This is a genomic window from Pseudomonas sp. JV245A, from assembly GCF_032424515.1.
GTDB lineage: Bacteria > Pseudomonadota > Gammaproteobacteria > Pseudomonadales > Pseudomonadaceae > Aquipseudomonas > Aquipseudomonas protegens.
Genome location: NZ_VYKE01000002.1, coordinates 44308 through 59625, shown reverse-complemented (window position 1 = coordinate 59625; position 15318 = coordinate 44308). Strand labels below are relative to the sequence as shown.

Genomic DNA, 15318 nt, shown 5'->3' with positions numbered 1-15318 from the left:
GCGCTCCCCCGATAGCCGTGCTGGAGCCCACCTTGTCCGATAGCCGCCCTCCCGTTCTTGACGAAGTCGACCGTCAATTGATCGCAGCCTTGCAGATCAACGCCCGCGAAAGCGTGGCGATGCTGGCCCGGCAGTTGGGTATCGCCCGCACCACCGTGACCTCGCGCCTGGCCCGCCTGGAAAAGACCCGGGTCATTACCGGATATGGCGTGCGCCTGGGGCAGCGGGTAGTCGATGGCGGCTTGCAGGCGTATGTCGGCATCAAGGTCCAGCCGCGCTCTGGCAAGGAAGTGCTGCGGCGCCTGAGCGGCATGGCGCAGGTCCAGCAACTGTGTGCGGTCAGCGGCGAATTCGACTATGTGGCCTGGCTGCGCACCGACTCACCGGAACAGCTGGACCAGTTGCTGGACCAGATCGGCAGCGTTGACGGCGTGGAGAAAACCACCACCTCGATCATCCTCAGCAGCAAGATCGATCGCGGGCACGCGCTGTAAGGCGCGCCCTGCCAAACAGTCAATCTGACGCAAAAATTCGTCATATCGATAAATAACCGAGCATAACGACGACAGTTTGCGTCTTATTTACGTGTTTCACCCTCTCTAGAATGGCTGCCATCTTTTCCTATACTCAGCACTCTGCTGAGCCGCCCGCCAAGGTCAGCCATGAACAAGAACAATCGCCATCCTGCAGACGGTAAGAAGCCGATCACCATTTTCGGCCCGGACTTCCCTTTCGCCTTCGACGACTGGATCGAGCATCCTGCCGGCCTGGGCAGCATTCCCCAGGCACGGCACGGCACCGAAGTGGCGATTGTCGGCGCCGGTATCGCCGGGCTGGTGGCGGCCTACGAGCTGATGAAGCTGGGCCTCAAGCCAGTGGTCTATGAAGCCTCGAAAATGGGCGGCCGCCTGCGCTCCCAGGCCTTTGAGGGAGCCGAAGGGGTCATCGCCGAGCTGGGTGGCATGCGCTTTCCGGTGTCGTCCACGGCCTTCTACCATTACGTCGACAAGCTCGGCCTTGAAACCAAGCCCTTTCCCAACCCGCTGACCCCGGCCTCGGGCAGCACCGTCATCGACCTCGAAGGCCAGACCCACTACGCCCAGAAACTCGCCGACCTGCCGGCGCTGTTCCAGGAAGTAGCCGATGCCTGGGCCGATGCCCTGGAAGATGGTTCGCGCTTCAGCGAAATCCAGCAGGCAATCCGTGACCGCGACGTGCCGCGCCTCAAGGAACTGTGGAACACCCTGGTGCCGCTGTGGGACGACCGCACCTTCTACGACTTCGTCGCCACCTCCAAGGCCTTCGCCAAGCTGTCTTTCCATCACCGTGAGGTGTTCGGCCAGGTGGGCTTCGGCACCGGCGGCTGGGATTCGGACTTCCCCAACTCGATGCTGGAAATCTTCCGCGTGGTCATGACCAACTGCGACGACCACCAGCACCTGGTCGTGGGCGGCGTCGAGCAGGTGCCCCTGGGCATCTGGCGCCACGTACCGGAGCGTTGTGCCCACTGGCCGGCCGGTACCAGCCTCAGCTCGCTGCACCACGGCGCGCCGCGTACCGGGGTCAAGCGCATTGCCCGGGCCGCCGACGGCCGTTTCAGCGTCACCGACAACTGGGGCGACACCCGGGAATACGCCGCGGTGCTGACCACCTGCCAGAGCTGGCTGCTGACCACCCAGATCGAATGCGAGGAATCGCTGTTCTCGCAAAAGATGTGGATGGCCCTGGACCGCACCCGCTACATGCAGTCGTCGAAGACCTTCGTCATGGTCGACCGGCCGTTCTGGAAGGACAAGGATCCGCAAACCGGTCGCGACCTGATGAGCATGACCCTCACCGACCGCCTGACCCGCGGCACCTACCTGTTCGACAACGGCGACGACAAGCCGGGGGTGATCTGCCTGTCCTACTCGTGGATGAGCGATGCCCTGAAGATGCTCCCGCAGCCTGTGGAAAAACGCGTGAAGCTGGCCCTGGATGCGCTGAAGAAGATCTACCCCAAGGTGGATATCGCCAGCCGTATCATCGGCGACCCGATCACCGTCTCCTGGGAGGCCGACCCGCATTTCCTCGGTGCCTTCAAGGGCGCGCTGCCGGGCCACTACCGCTATAACCAGCGGATGTACGCGCACTTCATGCAGGACGACATGCCCGCCGAGCAGCGCGGTATCTTCATCGCTGGTGACGATGTCTCCTGGACTCCGGCCTGGGTCGAGGGTGCGGTGCAGACCTCGCTGAACGCGGTGTGGGGGATCATGAAGCACTTCGGTGGCGCTACCCACGCCGAGAACCCGGGCCCGGGGGATGTGTTCCACGAGATCGGGCCGATTGCCCTGGCCGACTGAAACCGGCAGCCGGGCAGGCGCTCGTTCCCGCAGGCTTGCCCTGCGGGGATGTCGTACGAACCTGCGACAGCGGCTACAGTGGCTGGTCTGTCAGTGAGTGGAGTGAAGACCATGCGCGTCGCCCTGTATCAGTGCCCGCCACGGCCGCTGGATGTGGCCGGCAACCTGCAACGCCTGCATCAGGTGGCCATGGAGGCCACCGATGCCGATCTGTTGGTGCTGCCGGAGATGTTTCTCAGCGGCTACAACATCGGCCTGGAAGCGGTAGGCGCTCTGGCCGAGGCCCAGGACGGCCCTTCGGCCCAGCGCATCGCCGCCATCGCCCAGGCCGCCGGCACGGCGATCCTCTATGGCTACCCGGAGCGCAGTGACGACGGCCAGATCTACAACGCCGTGCAGTTGATCGACGCCCAGGGGCAGCGCCTGTGCAACTACCGCAAGACCCACCTGTTCGGTGACCTCGACCATTCGATGTTCAGCGCCGGCGAAGATGACTTTCCGCTGGTGGAACTGGACGGCTGGAAACTCGGCTTTCTGATCTGCTACGACATCGAGTTCCCGGAGAATGCACGACGCCTGGCCCTGGCAGGCGCGGAGCTGATTCTGGTGCCGACCGCCAACATGATCCCCTACGACTTCGTCGCCGACGTGACGATCCGTGCCCGGGCCTTCGAGAACCAGTGCTACGTGGCCTATGCCAACTACTGTGGCCATGAAGAACAGATCCGCTATTGCGGCCAGAGCAGCATCGCCGCCCCCGACGGCAGCCGGATTGCCCTGGCCGGTCTCGACGAGGCCCTGATCATCGGCACCCTGGACCGCCAACTGATGGGCGAATCCCGGGCGCTCAACCGCTACCTGTCCGATCGCCGCCCCGAGCTTTACGACGACCTGAGCAAGCGCTGATCCGGGGATATCCGCTAGCATGAGCGCTTCTCTGTTCTGGAAGTGCTCATGCCCGCGCCGAATCACCCTCTGCCCCCACTGGAGACCCTGGCCAACGGCCTGCGGGTTTCCCTGCGTCATGCTCCCCATTTGAAACGCTGTGCCGCGACATTGCGCGTCGCCGCCGGCAGCCACGATGTGCCGCTGGCCTGGCCGGGCCTGGCGCACTTTCTGGAACACCTGCTGTTTCTCGGGACCGAGCGCTTTCCTGTCGAACAGGGGCTGATGGCCTATGTACGGGCCCAGGGCGGGCAACTGAACGCGCGAACCTGCGAACGTGCCACCGAGTTCTTTTTCGAGCTGCCGGCCAGCGCCTTTGCCGGTGGCCTGGAACGTCTGTGCGAGATGCTCGCTCAACCGCGCATGAGCCTGGATGACCAACACCGGGAGCGGGAAGTCCTGCACGCGGAGTTCATCGCCTGGTCCCGGGATGCGACAGCGCAGCGTCAGTTCGCACTGTTTGACGGTCTTCATGCCGCGCACCCGCTAAGGGCCTTCCATGCCGGCAACCGCTACAGCCTGAACCTGCCCAATAACGCCTTCCAGCAGGCCTTGCAGCAGTTCCATCGCGAGTATTACCAGGCCGGGCAAATGGTCTTGAGCCTCGCCGGCCCCCAGCCACTGGAGGAGCTCCGAGCCCTGGCGGAACGCTACGGCAGTTGCCTGCCGAGCGGTCGACACCTTGAGCAGGCAGCGCCTCCCGCCCTAATGGCCACGGGCAACCAGACTTACCAACAACTCAGCGGCCAGCGGCTGGACCTGCTGTTTGCTCTAGAGCGGCTGCCCGCGGGCGCTACTGCCGCTGTGGATTTTCTCTGCACCTGGCTGCAATCGGCCAAGCCCGGCGGGTTGCTGGCGGAACTCCAGCAGCGCCAACTGGCTCACAGCCTCAAGGCAACGCTCCTGTATGAGTTCGCCGGCCAGGCCCTGCTGCACCTGGAGTTCGATCTGAGCAGCGTGGCGGCATCAGCCCCGGCTCAGGTACGCGAGCTGCTGACAGAGTGGCTGGGGTTCTTCAGTGCCCAGGCCGACTGGGCACCGTTGCGCGAAGAATATGCCTTGCTGCAACAGCGCCAGATCGAAGTTGCCAGCGCCCTGGAACTGTCCCGACGTGACAGCCGCCAAGCTGCCGATGGGCTGGATGAGTCGGGGCTGGCCGCCCTCAAGCAGGTGCTCAAGCAGTTGCAACCCCAGGCTGTGGACCACTTCAGCCACGACTGGCGCCTGCCTCCTGCCAACCCCTTTCTGCGCAGCACGATCGAGGCACCACGGGCCGGGTTGATTCGTGGGCAGACCAGCGCTCATCGCGGGCTGCGCACCTTTGCCCAGGATCGCTCCCGGGGCCGCAAGGAAAGCTCGGCCCTGAGCTTCAGCCAGGCGCTGCCAGCAGATCCTTCTGGTAGCGCCCTGACTCTGCGCTGGCAACTGGCCTCGCCTGCCCCGATGGGCTTGCATGCCCGGTTGCTGCGCAGCCTGGCGACATTGCGCGACGATGCCCGCCAGGCCGGCGTAGAGCTGAACTTCACCTCTTGTGGCAAAGACTGGCTGCTGAAACTGCACGGTTTGCCGTCCCCCATGCCCGCAGTGCTACTGCAAGCATTGAAAGCCCTGGGACGACCTGCCGAGTCGTTCTGGCAGGAGCAGGCAAGCGTCAATGCTGAAGCGCCCCTGCTGCCGATCCGCCAATTGCTCAAGGCATTCAGCGAACAGCCACAGCCCGACAGCCCGGCCCAGCCCGACCCAGAGGCCTTGCAAGCACTCTGGGCCAGCGCTCGCTGGGACGGACTGGGCCTGGCGCTGCCAGCCGCCATCCAGGAAGCCTTGAGCCGAACCCTGCAACAGATGCCCGGCACAGCGGACGCCACCCTCTGCTGGCCGGTGCCAGCAGGCACCGGCCAGCAGTGGCAGAACCTGCCCGGGAGTGCCGGTGAGCATGCCCTGCTGCTGTTCTATCCCGTGCCCAGCGCCAGCCTTGCCGACGAAGCCGCATGGCGCCTGCTCGGCCAGCTCTGCCAGACCCCGTTCTATCAGCGCCTGCGGGTGGAGCTGCAACTGGGCTATGGCGTCTTCAGTGCCGTTCGCCAGCGCAACGGCCGGACGGGTCTGTTGTTCGGCGTGCAATCCCCCGGCGCGACAGTCACCGAGATACTTCAGCACATCGCACAATTCCTTGAGCACCTGCCCGAACAACTCCAGGCACTCGACGAGCCCAGCTGGAATGATCAGCAACAGGCCCTGGCTCAACAGTTGCAGCCCGCGACCCTGCCCCTGGACCAGGCCATGGATTTGTTGTGGCAGGCAAAACTGGCCGGCCACTCGTCGGATTACCTGCCGCAGTTGCAAGGCTGCATAGAGGCCCTGACGCCCGCCATCGTGATCCAGGCCGCCCGCCAACTCAGAGTGGCTGCCGGCGGCTGCAGCGCGCTGGCCAACAGGTCGTGCCCGGGTGCACCCTGGCAAGTGGCAGAATGATCATTACCAGCGCTGCAATGAGCTTTCTTCAGAATTGCGGGCAACCTTTAGTGGGAATTTAGTAAGATAGCCTCCTAAGCATCTGAACATCTCCCGCCGGAGGTGGACTATATGTATAGGCAACACCCGTCCCACCCACCTCAAAGGAGCAATTTTATGACCTGGTCCAAACCTGCTTACACTGACCTGCGTATCGGCTTCGAAGTCACCATGTACTTCGCCAGCCGCTAATTTCTGCCTCTGGCCAGAAACGCAGCGCAACGCCTCGGCCCGTCCGGGGCGTTTTTATTTTCAGTTCTCCGTCCTTTTTTCAGTCTTGAGCCCAGGGAGCGTCCATGTTTGTCCAGATTCTAGGTTCCGCCGCCGGCGGTGGTTTTCCGCAGTGGAACTGCAACTGTGTGAACTGCGCCGGATTTCGCGACGGTAGCCTGCGGGCCCAGGCGCGCACTCAATCGTCCATCGCGATTTCCGATGACGGGGTGAACTGGGTGCTGTGCAACGCCTCTCCGGATATCCGCGCGCAGTTGCAAAGCTTCGCCCCCATGCAACCGGGCCGCGCACTGCGGGACACCGGCATCGGCGCCATCATCCTCATGGACAGCCAGATCGACCACACCACCGGCCTGCTCAGCCTGCGTGAAGGCTGCCCGCACCAGGTCTGGTGCACCGACATGGTCCATGAAGACCTGAGCACCGGTTTCCCGCTGTTCAAGATGCTCAGCCACTGGAACGGCGGCCTGAGCTGGAACCGCATCGAGCTGGACCAGAGCTTCAGCATCCCCGCCTGCCCCAACCTGCGCTTCACGCCGCTGCCCCTGCGCAGCGCAGCGCCGCCCTATTCGCCCCACCGTTTCGACCCGCACCCGGGGGACAACATCGGCCTGATCGTCGAAGACCTGCGCAGCGGCGGCAAACTCTTCTACGCGCCGGGCCTGGGCAAGGTCGACGCGCCACTCCTGGAGATCATGGCCGCCAGCGATGTGCTGCTGGTGGACGGCACCCTGTGGGAAGACGATGAAATGCAGCGTCGTGGCGTGGGCACCCGTACCGGCCGGGAAATGGGCCACCTGGCGCAGAACGGCCCCGGCGGCATGCTCGAAGTGCTGGAACAGTTGCCCCGCCAGCGCAAGGTGCTGATACATATCAACAACACCAACCCGATACTCGATGAAGACTCCGCCGAACGTGCCGAACTGGTACGCCGAAAGGTGGAAGTGGCTTACGACGGAATGAGTATTGAGCTGTAGGGCGAATCGCCCACAAGCTCGCCCCACGAGCCTTGGCCCCTTTGCGTAGGAGCGGGCTTGCCCGCGAAAGGGCTGCCCCCCGGAGAACACACATGACCGACACCCCGCTGTCCGCCGCCGAATTCGAGCAGGCACTGCGCGCCAAAGGCGCCTACTACCACATCCATCACCCTTATCACGTGGCGATGTATGAAGGCCGGGCGACCCGCGAGCAGATCCAGGGCTGGGTCGCCAACCGCTTCTATTACCAGGTGAACATCCCCATGAAGGACGCGGCGATCCTCGCCAACTGTCCGGACCGGGAGATTCGCCGCGAATGGATCCAGCGCCTGCTGGACCATGACGGCGCCCCGGGCGAGGACGGCGGCATCGAGGCCTGGCTGCGCCTGGGCCAGGCCGTGGGCCTGGATCCGGACCAGTTGCGCTCCCAGGAACTGGTGCTGCCCGGTGTGCGCTTTGCCGTGGACGCCTATGTCAATTTTGCTCGCCGGGCCAGTTGGCAGGAGGCGGCCAGCAGCTCGCTGACCGAACTGTTCGCGCCGCAAATCCACCAGTCGCGCCTGGACAGCTGGCCCCAGCATTACCCATGGATCGACCCCACTGGCTACGAGTACTTCCGCACCCGCCTGGGCCAGGCCCGCCGCGATGTCGAGCACGGCCTGGCGATCACCCTGCAGCACTACACCACCCGTGCCGGCCAGGAACGCATGCTGGAAATTCTCCAGTTCAAACTGGACATCCTTTGGAGCATGCTCGACGCCATGAGCATGGCCTATGAACTGAACCGCCCGCCCTATCACAGCGTCACCGATCAGCGGGTCTGGCATAAGGGGATCACCCTATGAGTTTCGACCGCAGTAAAACCCCACGCTGGCGCCCCGGCTACCGCTTCCAGTATGAACCGGCGCAAAAGGGCCACGTCCTGCTGTACCCCGAGGGCATGATCAAGCTCAACGACAGTGCCGCCCTGATTGGCGGCCTGATCGATGGCGAACGTGACGTGGCGGCGATCATCAGCGAGCTGGAAATCCAGTTCCCGGGGGTGGCCGAGCTCGGTGAAGATATCGAGCAGTTCATGGAGGTCGCCCGTGCTCAGCACTGGATCGAACTCGCCTGAACCGGCGGTTCTGCCCGGCAAACCGGAAGTTGGCCTGCCGCTGTGGCTGCTGGCCGAGCTGACCTACCGTTGCCCGCTGCAGTGCCCCTACTGCTCCAACCCCCTGGACTTCGCCGAGCAGGGCAAGGAGCTGAGCACCGAGCAGTGGATCAAGGTATTTCGCGAAGCGCGGGAAATGGGTGCAGCGCAGCTGGGTTTCTCCGGCGGCGAGCCGCTGGTGCGCCAGGACCTGGCCGAACTGATCGGCGAGGCGCGCAAGCTGGGCTTCTATACCAACCTGATCACCTCCGGCATCGGCCTCACCGAGCAGAAGATCAGCGACTTCAAGAAAGCCGGCCTGGACCATATCCAGATCAGCTTCCAGGCCAGCGACGAACAGGTGAACAACCTGCTGGCCGGTTCGAAAAAAGCCTTCGCGCAGAAGCTGGAAATGGCCCGTGCGGTCAAGGCCCACGGCTATCCGATGGTGCTGAACTTCGTCACCCACCGGCACAACATCGACAAGATCGACCGCATCATCGAGCTGTGCATCGCACTGGAAGCCGATTTCGTCGAGCTCGCCACCTGCCAGTTCTACGGCTGGGCCCAGCTCAACCGCGTGGGCCTGCTGCCGACCAAGGAGCAACTGGTGCGCGCCGAGCGCATCACCAACGAATACCGCGCCAGGCTGGAAGCCCAAGGGCATCCCTGCAAGCTGATCTTCGTCACTCCGGACTACTACGAGGAGCGCCCCAAGGCCTGCATGAACGGCTGGGGCAGCATCTTCCTCACCGTGACTCCGGACGGCACCGCACTGCCCTGCCACGGCGCGCGGCAGATGCCGGTGCAGTTCCCCAATGTGCGCGACCACAGCATGCAGCACATCTGGTACGACTCATTCGGTTTCAACCGCTTTCGCGGGTACGACTGGATGCCCGAACCCTGCCGCTCCTGCGACGAGAAGGAAAAGGACTTCGGCGGCTGCCGCTGCCAGGCCTTCATGCTCACCGGAGATGCCAGCAATGCCGATCCGGTGTGCAGCAAATCGCCACACCATGGGATGATCCTCCAGGCCCGTGAAGAATCTGAAACGGCCACCCACACCATCGAGCAACTGGCTTTTCGCAATGAACGAAACTCCCGCCTCATCGCCAAGGGTTGAGCCCTTCAGCGCCAGCCAGGCCACTACGGCCGGGGTCGATTTTGCTGAACTGCAACTGACGACCCACGGCCTGTTCTGGAATGAATATCGTCCCGAGGACGGCCGCTGTCGGATCTGGCAGTGGCATCAGGGCCAGCCCCAGTGCCTGACGCCAACCGGCTTCAGCGTGCGCAGCAGGGTCTATGAATACGGTGGTGGCGCCTTCTGCCTCAGCGATGATGCCCTGCTGTTCGTCAACGAGGCGGACCAGCAGCTGTATCGCCAGCCCCTGGCCGGTGGAGCGCCCAGCGCCTTGACTCAAGGCACGTGCCGCTACGGTGACCTGCGATGCCACGCTGGCCAGGTGCTGGCCGTCGAGGAGTGCGCCGAACAACACCAACTGGTGAGCATTGACAGCATCACCGGTCAACGCCGGCTACTGGCTGCCGGGGCCGACTTCTATGCCGCTCCTACCCTCAGCCCCAATGGTCTGCGCCTGGCCTGGATCGAGTGGGACCGGCCCCATCAACCTTGGACCAGCACCCGCCTGATGCTTGCTGAGCGCCTGGGCAACGGGACCTGGGGGGATCCCCGCTGCGTGGCGGGCGATGGCGAGCCAGAGTCACTGCAACAGCCGCGCTTCGACCAGCACGATCATCTGTATTGCCTCAGCGATCGCGGCGGTTTCTGGCAACCCTGGACCGAGTCGAGCGATGGTTTGCGGCCGTTGCCCAGCACCGCCGCGGACCATGCCCCGGCGCCTTGGCAACTGGGAAGTTGCACCTGGCTGCCCCTGGGCGGCGATGCCTGGTTTGGCAGCTGGACCGAGCAGGGTTTTGGCCGCCTCGGGCTGCGTCAGGACGACGGTTTCCAGCAGGACTTTAGCGGCAACTACAGCCGCTTCCGCAGCCTGGCGCTGGACCAGCACTACCTGTACTGCATCGCGGCTTCGCCTGTCAGCCCCTCGGCCGTTATCGCCATAGACCGCAAGACCCGGCAGGTCCAAGTCCTGGCGGGAGGGATTGCCCCTCTGCCGGCGGAACGCATCAGCCGCCCGCAGACCCTGTGCTACCCCAGCGGCGACGGCCAGGCCCACGGCTTCTTCTACCCGGCGATGAACGGTGTCAACCGGCCGCCCCTGGTGGTGTTCATCCACGGCGGCCCGACTTCGGCCTGTTACCCGATACTCGACCCGCGTATCCAGTTCTGGACCCAGCGCGGCTTTGCCGTGGCCGACCTGAACTACCGCGGCAGCACCGGATATGGCCGGGCCTATCGCCAGGCCCTGCACCTGCGCTGGGGCGAGGTGGATGTGCAAGACGCCTGCGCCGTGGTGGCCCACCTGGATGAGCAGGGGCTGATCGATCCGCAACAGGCATTCATACGCGGCGGCAGCTCGGGGGGCTACACCACCCTCTGCGCCCTAGCCTTCGCCAAGGTCTTCTGCGCCGGGGCCAGCCTCTACGGAGTCAGCGATCCGATCAGCCTGGCCCGCGCCACCCACAAGTTCGAAGGCGACTACCTGGACTGGCTGATCGGCGATCCTGAACGCGACAGCGAACGTTATCTGGCCCGTACTCCCCTGGCCCACGCCAGCAGCATCGGCGTGCCGGTGGTGTTTTTCCAGGGCGAGCAGGATGCGGTGGTGGTGCCCAAGCAGACCCGCGACATGCTCAAGGCGCTACAGGACCAGGGCATCGCCGCCGAGGCCCACTACTATCCCGATGAGCGCCACGGCTTTCGCAAGGCTAGCAACCAGGCCCACGCCCTGGAGCAGGAGTGGCGGTTTTACCGCCGAGTGCTGCAGGCACAGCACTGATCAGCTACTGCCCGTTCCCCTGGAACGGGCAGACCATCAGCGTTTGGCGATGATGTACACCGCATGCACGATCCCCGGAATGTAGCCGCACAGGGTCAGCAGGATGTTCAGCCAGAAAGCGCCGCCAAACCCCACTTGCAGGAAGACCCCCAGGGGCGGCAAGAGAATGGCGAAGATGATGCGGATCAAGTCCATGGGCAGCTCCTGATAACAATCGGCTCGAATGAGCCTTACCTGCAATCGACCTTGGCCATACGCCAGGGTTCAGAGCGATTCGAGGCCGCGCTGCCACTCGGGCGAGGATCTGGAGGCCATGTCCCTGCACCACGCTCAACAGCTTGATGGCCATGGCGCCCGTACAACGAGCCGGTACTTGAAGGAGGTTGCAAGAACAAAGAAGGGGTTTGAAAAAGCTGGAGATAAAAAAACGCCCCGTGCGAAAAATCGGACACGGGGCGATGCGTTATACCGCGAGACGGTTCAGGAAGTCAGTCAACGTAAGGTCGCATGTGGCCCGGAAAGGTAATCCAGCACCCGGAACAGCGTGGGTGCCAGACCACTGCAATGCGGGATTCCGGCGAGAATCGCCTGTTGATCCTCGACGCTATCGGGCTCGGCGCTGTGTTCAGCGCTCAGCCAACCGTTGGGGCGCGCCTGCAAAAGTGCCTCGATGCTGTGCAAGTCGCTCTGCAACAGGCATTGCAAGCCGATGGCCCGCTCCTGCCAGATAAAGCCCTGGTGATCGCAGGCCGCCGAGCGATAGAGCGGCAACGCGCCCTTGGGCAGATCGAAGCTTTCGCCGTGCCAATGAAAGGCCATCAGACGTTCCGGCAAGGCCAGCCCCAGAGGCGAGTCCTGGGCGTTGGGGTACTTTTCCACAGGCCACCAGCCAATCTCCCGCGCTGCACTGGGGCGAACCTGCGCTCCCAGCGCCTGCGCCAGAAGCTGGCCACCCAGGCCGATGCCCAGCACGCGCTTGCCGGCAGACAGGGCCTTGCGCAACAGGCGTTTTTCCGCAGCCAGCCACGGAGTCTGGGCCTCGTCGTGCACACTCATAGGCCCACCCAGAGCGATCAGCAGGTCGAAACTGTCGAGCCGCGGCAAACGTGCCTGGGCGTACAGATGGCAGATGTGCACGGCGCTCGCCCGCTCCAGCAGCCACTGGTTGATCCGCCCCGGTCCGGAGGCAGGCGAATGTTGCAGGATCAGTACACGCATCAGACGGCCACTCCCTTGCGACATTGCAATTGCGCCGTGCGCACCCGGGAAAAAGCCCGAGCCAGGCGCAGGAGCATTTCGTCGATATTGCCTTTGCTGACACTCAATGCCGGGGTAAAACGCAGGCAGTCCGGTTGCGGCGCGCTGAGCAGCAAGCCTTCATGCAAGGCGGCCTTGATCACCGCGTCGGCGGACTCATCCGCCAGGGTCATGCCCCACAACAAACCCTGCCCCCGCACTTGGCCCTGTGCATACCGGCTCGCCAGGCGGGTCAGTTCCTGCCCCAGGTACTGGCCGTTATGGCGCGCCTGCTGAAGAAAGCCATGCTCCTGCAAGCTGTCCAGAACCGCCAGGCCGGCCGAGGTCATCAGCGCATTGCCATGGTGAGTACCATCCAGCTCGCCCGACTCGAAACAGCAGGCCTTGCCCCGTGCCAGCAACGCCGCCAGTGGCACGCCACCGCCGAGCCCCTTGCCCAGAGCGATGATGTCGGCACGCACGCCATACAGCTGTTCGGCCAGCAGGGTGCCGCAGCGGCCGATGCCAGTCTGGACCTCATCGAGAATCAGCAGGATGCCCAGTTCACGGCACAGGCGCTCGACACCCTTGAGGTAATGCTCGGTCGCCGGAATGACACCAGCCTCACTCTGGATCGGCTCCAGCATGATCGCCACGGTTTGCGCATCCACCGCCGCGTGCAAAGCCGGCAGATCGTTGAACGGCACCTGGCTGAAACCCGGCAGCCCGGGGCCGAAACGATTGCCCGGAGCGCCGCTGCCAGCCGCCGACAACGCAGCAAAGCCACGACCATGGCAGCTCTGGCTGGCGGTGATGATGCCAGCCGCGCCGCCACGATGCAGTTGCCCCCATTTACGCGCCAGCTTGATTGCGGCCTCGCAAGCTTCAGTGCCGCTGCTCAGCAGGTAGGCCTGGTCGCTGCCGGTGCTGCGGCACAGGCGATCGGCCAGCTTGAGCATGCCACGGTTGTAGAACCCGGAACCCGGGTTGATCAGCGACTGCGCCTGCTCGGCAAGCGCGGCGACCAGGACCGACGGGCTGTGGCCAAGACTGTTGGCGGCCCCGGCCTGGGTGAAGTCCAGGTAAGTACGGTCTTCACTGTCCCACAGCCAAGAGCCCTGGCCGCGCACGAAGACCGGTTGGGGACGCTGCACACTGGGCATCAGGCACTCGCTGGAAAAGGCCGGGGCCGAAGCGTTTGCATAGGGCTCGGCGGCCAAATCTTCCAGGCTCGGCACAGTGCGGCGCAGGTTGAACAGATTCATGCCCGCAGGCCCTCCAGCGGCAGCCCCAGCAGGCGCGCGGACCAGTCTTCAACCCGGCCAGTACGCATGCGCTTGATAGCGATATCACGCCAGCGCGAGGAAAGCGCCGGGCAATCAATGAGGGTTTTCAAGCCAGCATGTTCCAGAGGTTCCTGGAAAAAACAGTGCAGGGCCCAGGCCACGGTGAGGCCGGGGTAACTGCGCTGAATCAGTTCAAAAGGTTCATCCGCTTGTACGAAACCTGGCTTGAGGACCCGGTAAAACCAGCCGCAACGACCATTGTCCTGGGCCTGTTGCGGCAGATTGGCCAGGCCCCAGCGATGGCTCAGGCGATAGCAGGGCGAACGCGGCTGGCTGACCTGCAATAGCGCACCGCCCCAGCGAAACAGATCGCCCAGGCACACCTGTTCTTCGGTGAGGCCATGGGTGGACAGGTTTTCACCGAAGGCCGGCGCGCACCAGGCGAACTGTGGGTAACGTTTGCGCCAGTGGTCATAGTGTTCAGCGGGGTAATGATGCAAGGCGCGCTCGGGACCGGTGTGAAAGCGCGGATCGCCGTGCTCATCGCTGCCCAGGCCTTGTGGCCACAACCAGAGTCGGTTGGCAACCGGGTACTTGTCAGTGTCGCTGACCAGACCCTGGCCGAGATTTTTTGCCTTGCCTATGTAAACACCATCGACGTAAACGGTATTCATCGCCCTTCGTGGCCCTGTAAGCCTTGTGAATAGGCGCTAGACTAGGCCCCTCCGGGGCTTCGGGCCATTTCGTTTTTTAAGCTTTTTCGATAAGAAATACTTATGGATTTTAAGCAACTGCGTTATTTCGTCGCGGTGTATGAAGAAGGTCATGTGGGACGTGCCGCCGAACGGCTGTCGATCTCGCAACCGGCGCTTTCCCAGCAGATCCGCCAGCTGGAACAGAACCTCGACGTCAGCCTGTTCGAGCGCAGCAGTAAACGCCTGTTGCCGACACTGGCGGCGCATACGCTGTACAACCACGCCCTGCCCCTGCTCGACGGCTTGCAACAGGCCCGCGAGGCCTTGCGCAACTTCAAGGGCCAGGCGCTGCGCACCTTGGCGATCGGCGTACTGCAAACCGTGCATACCAGCCTGGTGCCGCAGATGCTTGAGCGTGTACGCAAGGCCCAGCCCCATCTTGTGGTGCAGATCTATGAATTGACCGGCCTGGAGATCGAAAGACGCCTGCTCAATGGCTCGCTGGATATCGGCATCAGCTACTTGCCGCCACGCCAGCCAGGTCTGCATGGGGTACCGCTGTACGAAGATGAACTGACCCTGGTCATCCCGGAGCAGCATCCGCTGCGCGAGTTCAAAAAGGTCTCCATGAGCCAGGCAGCAGAGTTGCCGATGCTGTTGTTGGGAGAGGAGTTCCAGATCCGCCAGATCTGGCAGGCTCAACTGGCCAATCTGGGGCGGCGCCCGCAGGTGCAGGCGGAGCTGAACAACATGGCCGGGATTCTCGACAGCCTGCCCCATACACGGCTGGCCACCGTGCTTCCCGGGCGCTCCCAACAGCAGCACAGCAACAAGGAACTGTTGTGGAAACCGCTGAGCGAGCCCAGGGTGCCGCTAAAGGTGGGGTTGGTCTGCCGGGATCTGCAGCGTCAGCAAGGGACGCTGGAGCTGCTGCGCAGTTTGTTGGAAGACTCGATGAATGCGCAGGAACCGCGCCTGGGGGGAACTTCCGCCGTGGAGGTGCCGGGATAAGCCTGCCAAAATAAAAAACCCGGAC

At 63.7% G+C, this 15318-nt stretch carries 15 protein-coding genes; 11 read left to right on the top strand and 4 right to left on the bottom strand.

Features of this window, described 5'->3' with window-relative positions; translation table 11 throughout:
* Window positions 1-32 precede the first annotated feature (32 nt).
* The 10 genes from F6S12_RS01230 (at window position 33) to F6S12_RS01185 (ending at window position 11065) form a co-directional block, all read left to right on the top strand.
* Window positions 33-494 carry an Lrp/AsnC family transcriptional regulator gene (locus F6S12_RS01230; protein WP_011063845.1) on the top strand — a complete coding sequence of 154 codons (462 nt, stop codon included), beginning with the start codon at window positions 33-35 and terminating at the stop codon, window positions 492-494.
* A 168-nt stretch (window positions 495-662) separates the two neighbouring features.
* Window positions 663-2345: a flavin monoamine oxidase family protein gene (locus F6S12_RS01225; protein WP_041120105.1), complete on the top strand. Its 1683-nt coding sequence runs from the start codon at window positions 663-665 to the stop codon at window positions 2343-2345.
* A gap of 111 nt (window positions 2346-2456) precedes the next feature.
* Window positions 2457-3251, top strand: coding sequence for a carbon-nitrogen hydrolase family protein (locus tag F6S12_RS01220; protein ID WP_041120107.1), 795 nt, complete (start codon window positions 2457-2459; stop codon window positions 3249-3251).
* Window positions 3252-3299: 48 nt separating this feature from the next.
* Entirely contained in the window at window positions 3300-5762 is a 2463-nt protein-coding gene (gene pqqF, locus F6S12_RS01215; protein ID WP_315868668.1) for a pyrroloquinoline quinone biosynthesis protein PqqF, read from the top strand.
* A gap of 156 nt (window positions 5763-5918) precedes the next feature.
* Entirely contained in the window at window positions 5919-5993 is a 75-nt protein-coding gene (pqqA, locus tag F6S12_RS01210; RefSeq protein WP_003194766.1) for a pyrroloquinoline quinone precursor peptide PqqA, read from the top strand.
* A gap of 104 nt (window positions 5994-6097) precedes the next feature.
* Complete coding sequence (gene pqqB / locus F6S12_RS01205) at window positions 6098-7009, top strand: pyrroloquinoline quinone biosynthesis protein PqqB (protein WP_011063849.1); 912 nt, start codon at window positions 6098-6100, stop codon at window positions 7007-7009.
* Between the two features lie 92 nt (window positions 7010-7101).
* On the top strand, window positions 7102-7854 hold the full coding sequence (gene pqqC, locus F6S12_RS01200; RefSeq protein ID WP_011063850.1) for a pyrroloquinoline-quinone synthase PqqC: 753 nt from the start codon (window positions 7102-7104) through the stop codon (window positions 7852-7854).
* On the top strand, window positions 7851-8126 hold the full coding sequence (gene pqqD / locus F6S12_RS01195) for a pyrroloquinoline quinone biosynthesis peptide chaperone PqqD (protein WP_011063851.1): 276 nt from the start codon (window positions 7851-7853) through the stop codon (window positions 8124-8126). The genes pqqC and pqqD overlap by 4 nt, the downstream gene beginning before the upstream one ends.
* Window positions 8098-9267: a pyrroloquinoline quinone biosynthesis protein PqqE gene (pqqE, locus tag F6S12_RS01190; protein ID WP_019094523.1), complete on the top strand. Its 1170-nt coding sequence runs from the start codon at window positions 8098-8100 to the stop codon at window positions 9265-9267. Before pqqD ends, pqqE begins: the two co-directional genes overlap by 29 nt.
* The gene (locus F6S12_RS01185; RefSeq protein ID WP_174395252.1) at window positions 9233-11065 is read left to right on the top strand and encodes an alpha/beta hydrolase family protein; all 1833 of its coding nucleotides are present in this window, start codon (window positions 9233-9235) and stop codon (window positions 11063-11065) included. Before pqqE ends, F6S12_RS01185 begins: the two co-directional genes overlap by 35 nt.
* A 36-nt stretch (window positions 11066-11101) precedes the next feature.
* Here the strand turns inward: F6S12_RS01185 and F6S12_RS01180 are convergent, their stop codons facing one another.
* The 4 genes from F6S12_RS01180 to F6S12_RS01165 form a co-directional block, all read right to left on the bottom strand.
* Entirely contained in the window at window positions 11102-11260 is a 159-nt protein-coding gene (locus F6S12_RS01180; protein ID WP_011063854.1) for a YqaE/Pmp3 family membrane protein, read from the bottom strand.
* A gap of 297 nt (window positions 11261-11557) precedes the next feature.
* Window positions 11558-12283: a type 1 glutamine amidotransferase gene (locus F6S12_RS01175; RefSeq protein WP_011063855.1), complete on the bottom strand. Its 726-nt coding sequence runs from the start codon at window positions 12281-12283 to the stop codon at window positions 11558-11560.
* A complete protein-coding gene (locus tag F6S12_RS01170) occupies window positions 12283-13566 on the bottom strand; it encodes an aspartate aminotransferase family protein (RefSeq protein WP_161466535.1) in 1284 nt (427 codons plus the stop codon). The genes F6S12_RS01175 and F6S12_RS01170 overlap by 1 nt, the downstream gene beginning before the upstream one ends.
* Window positions 13563-14261, bottom strand: coding sequence for an MOSC domain-containing protein (locus F6S12_RS01165; protein ID WP_161466536.1), 699 nt, complete (start codon window positions 14259-14261; stop codon window positions 13563-13565). Before F6S12_RS01165 ends, F6S12_RS01170 begins: the two co-directional genes overlap by 4 nt.
* A gap of 102 nt (window positions 14262-14363) precedes the next feature.
* On the opposite strand from F6S12_RS01165, the gene F6S12_RS01160 reads away from it, so the two are divergent.
* Window positions 14364-15293, top strand: coding sequence for a LysR family transcriptional regulator (locus F6S12_RS01160; protein ID WP_152686493.1), 930 nt, complete (start codon window positions 14364-14366; stop codon window positions 15291-15293).
* The last annotated feature ends 25 nt before the right edge of the window (window positions 15294-15318 follow it).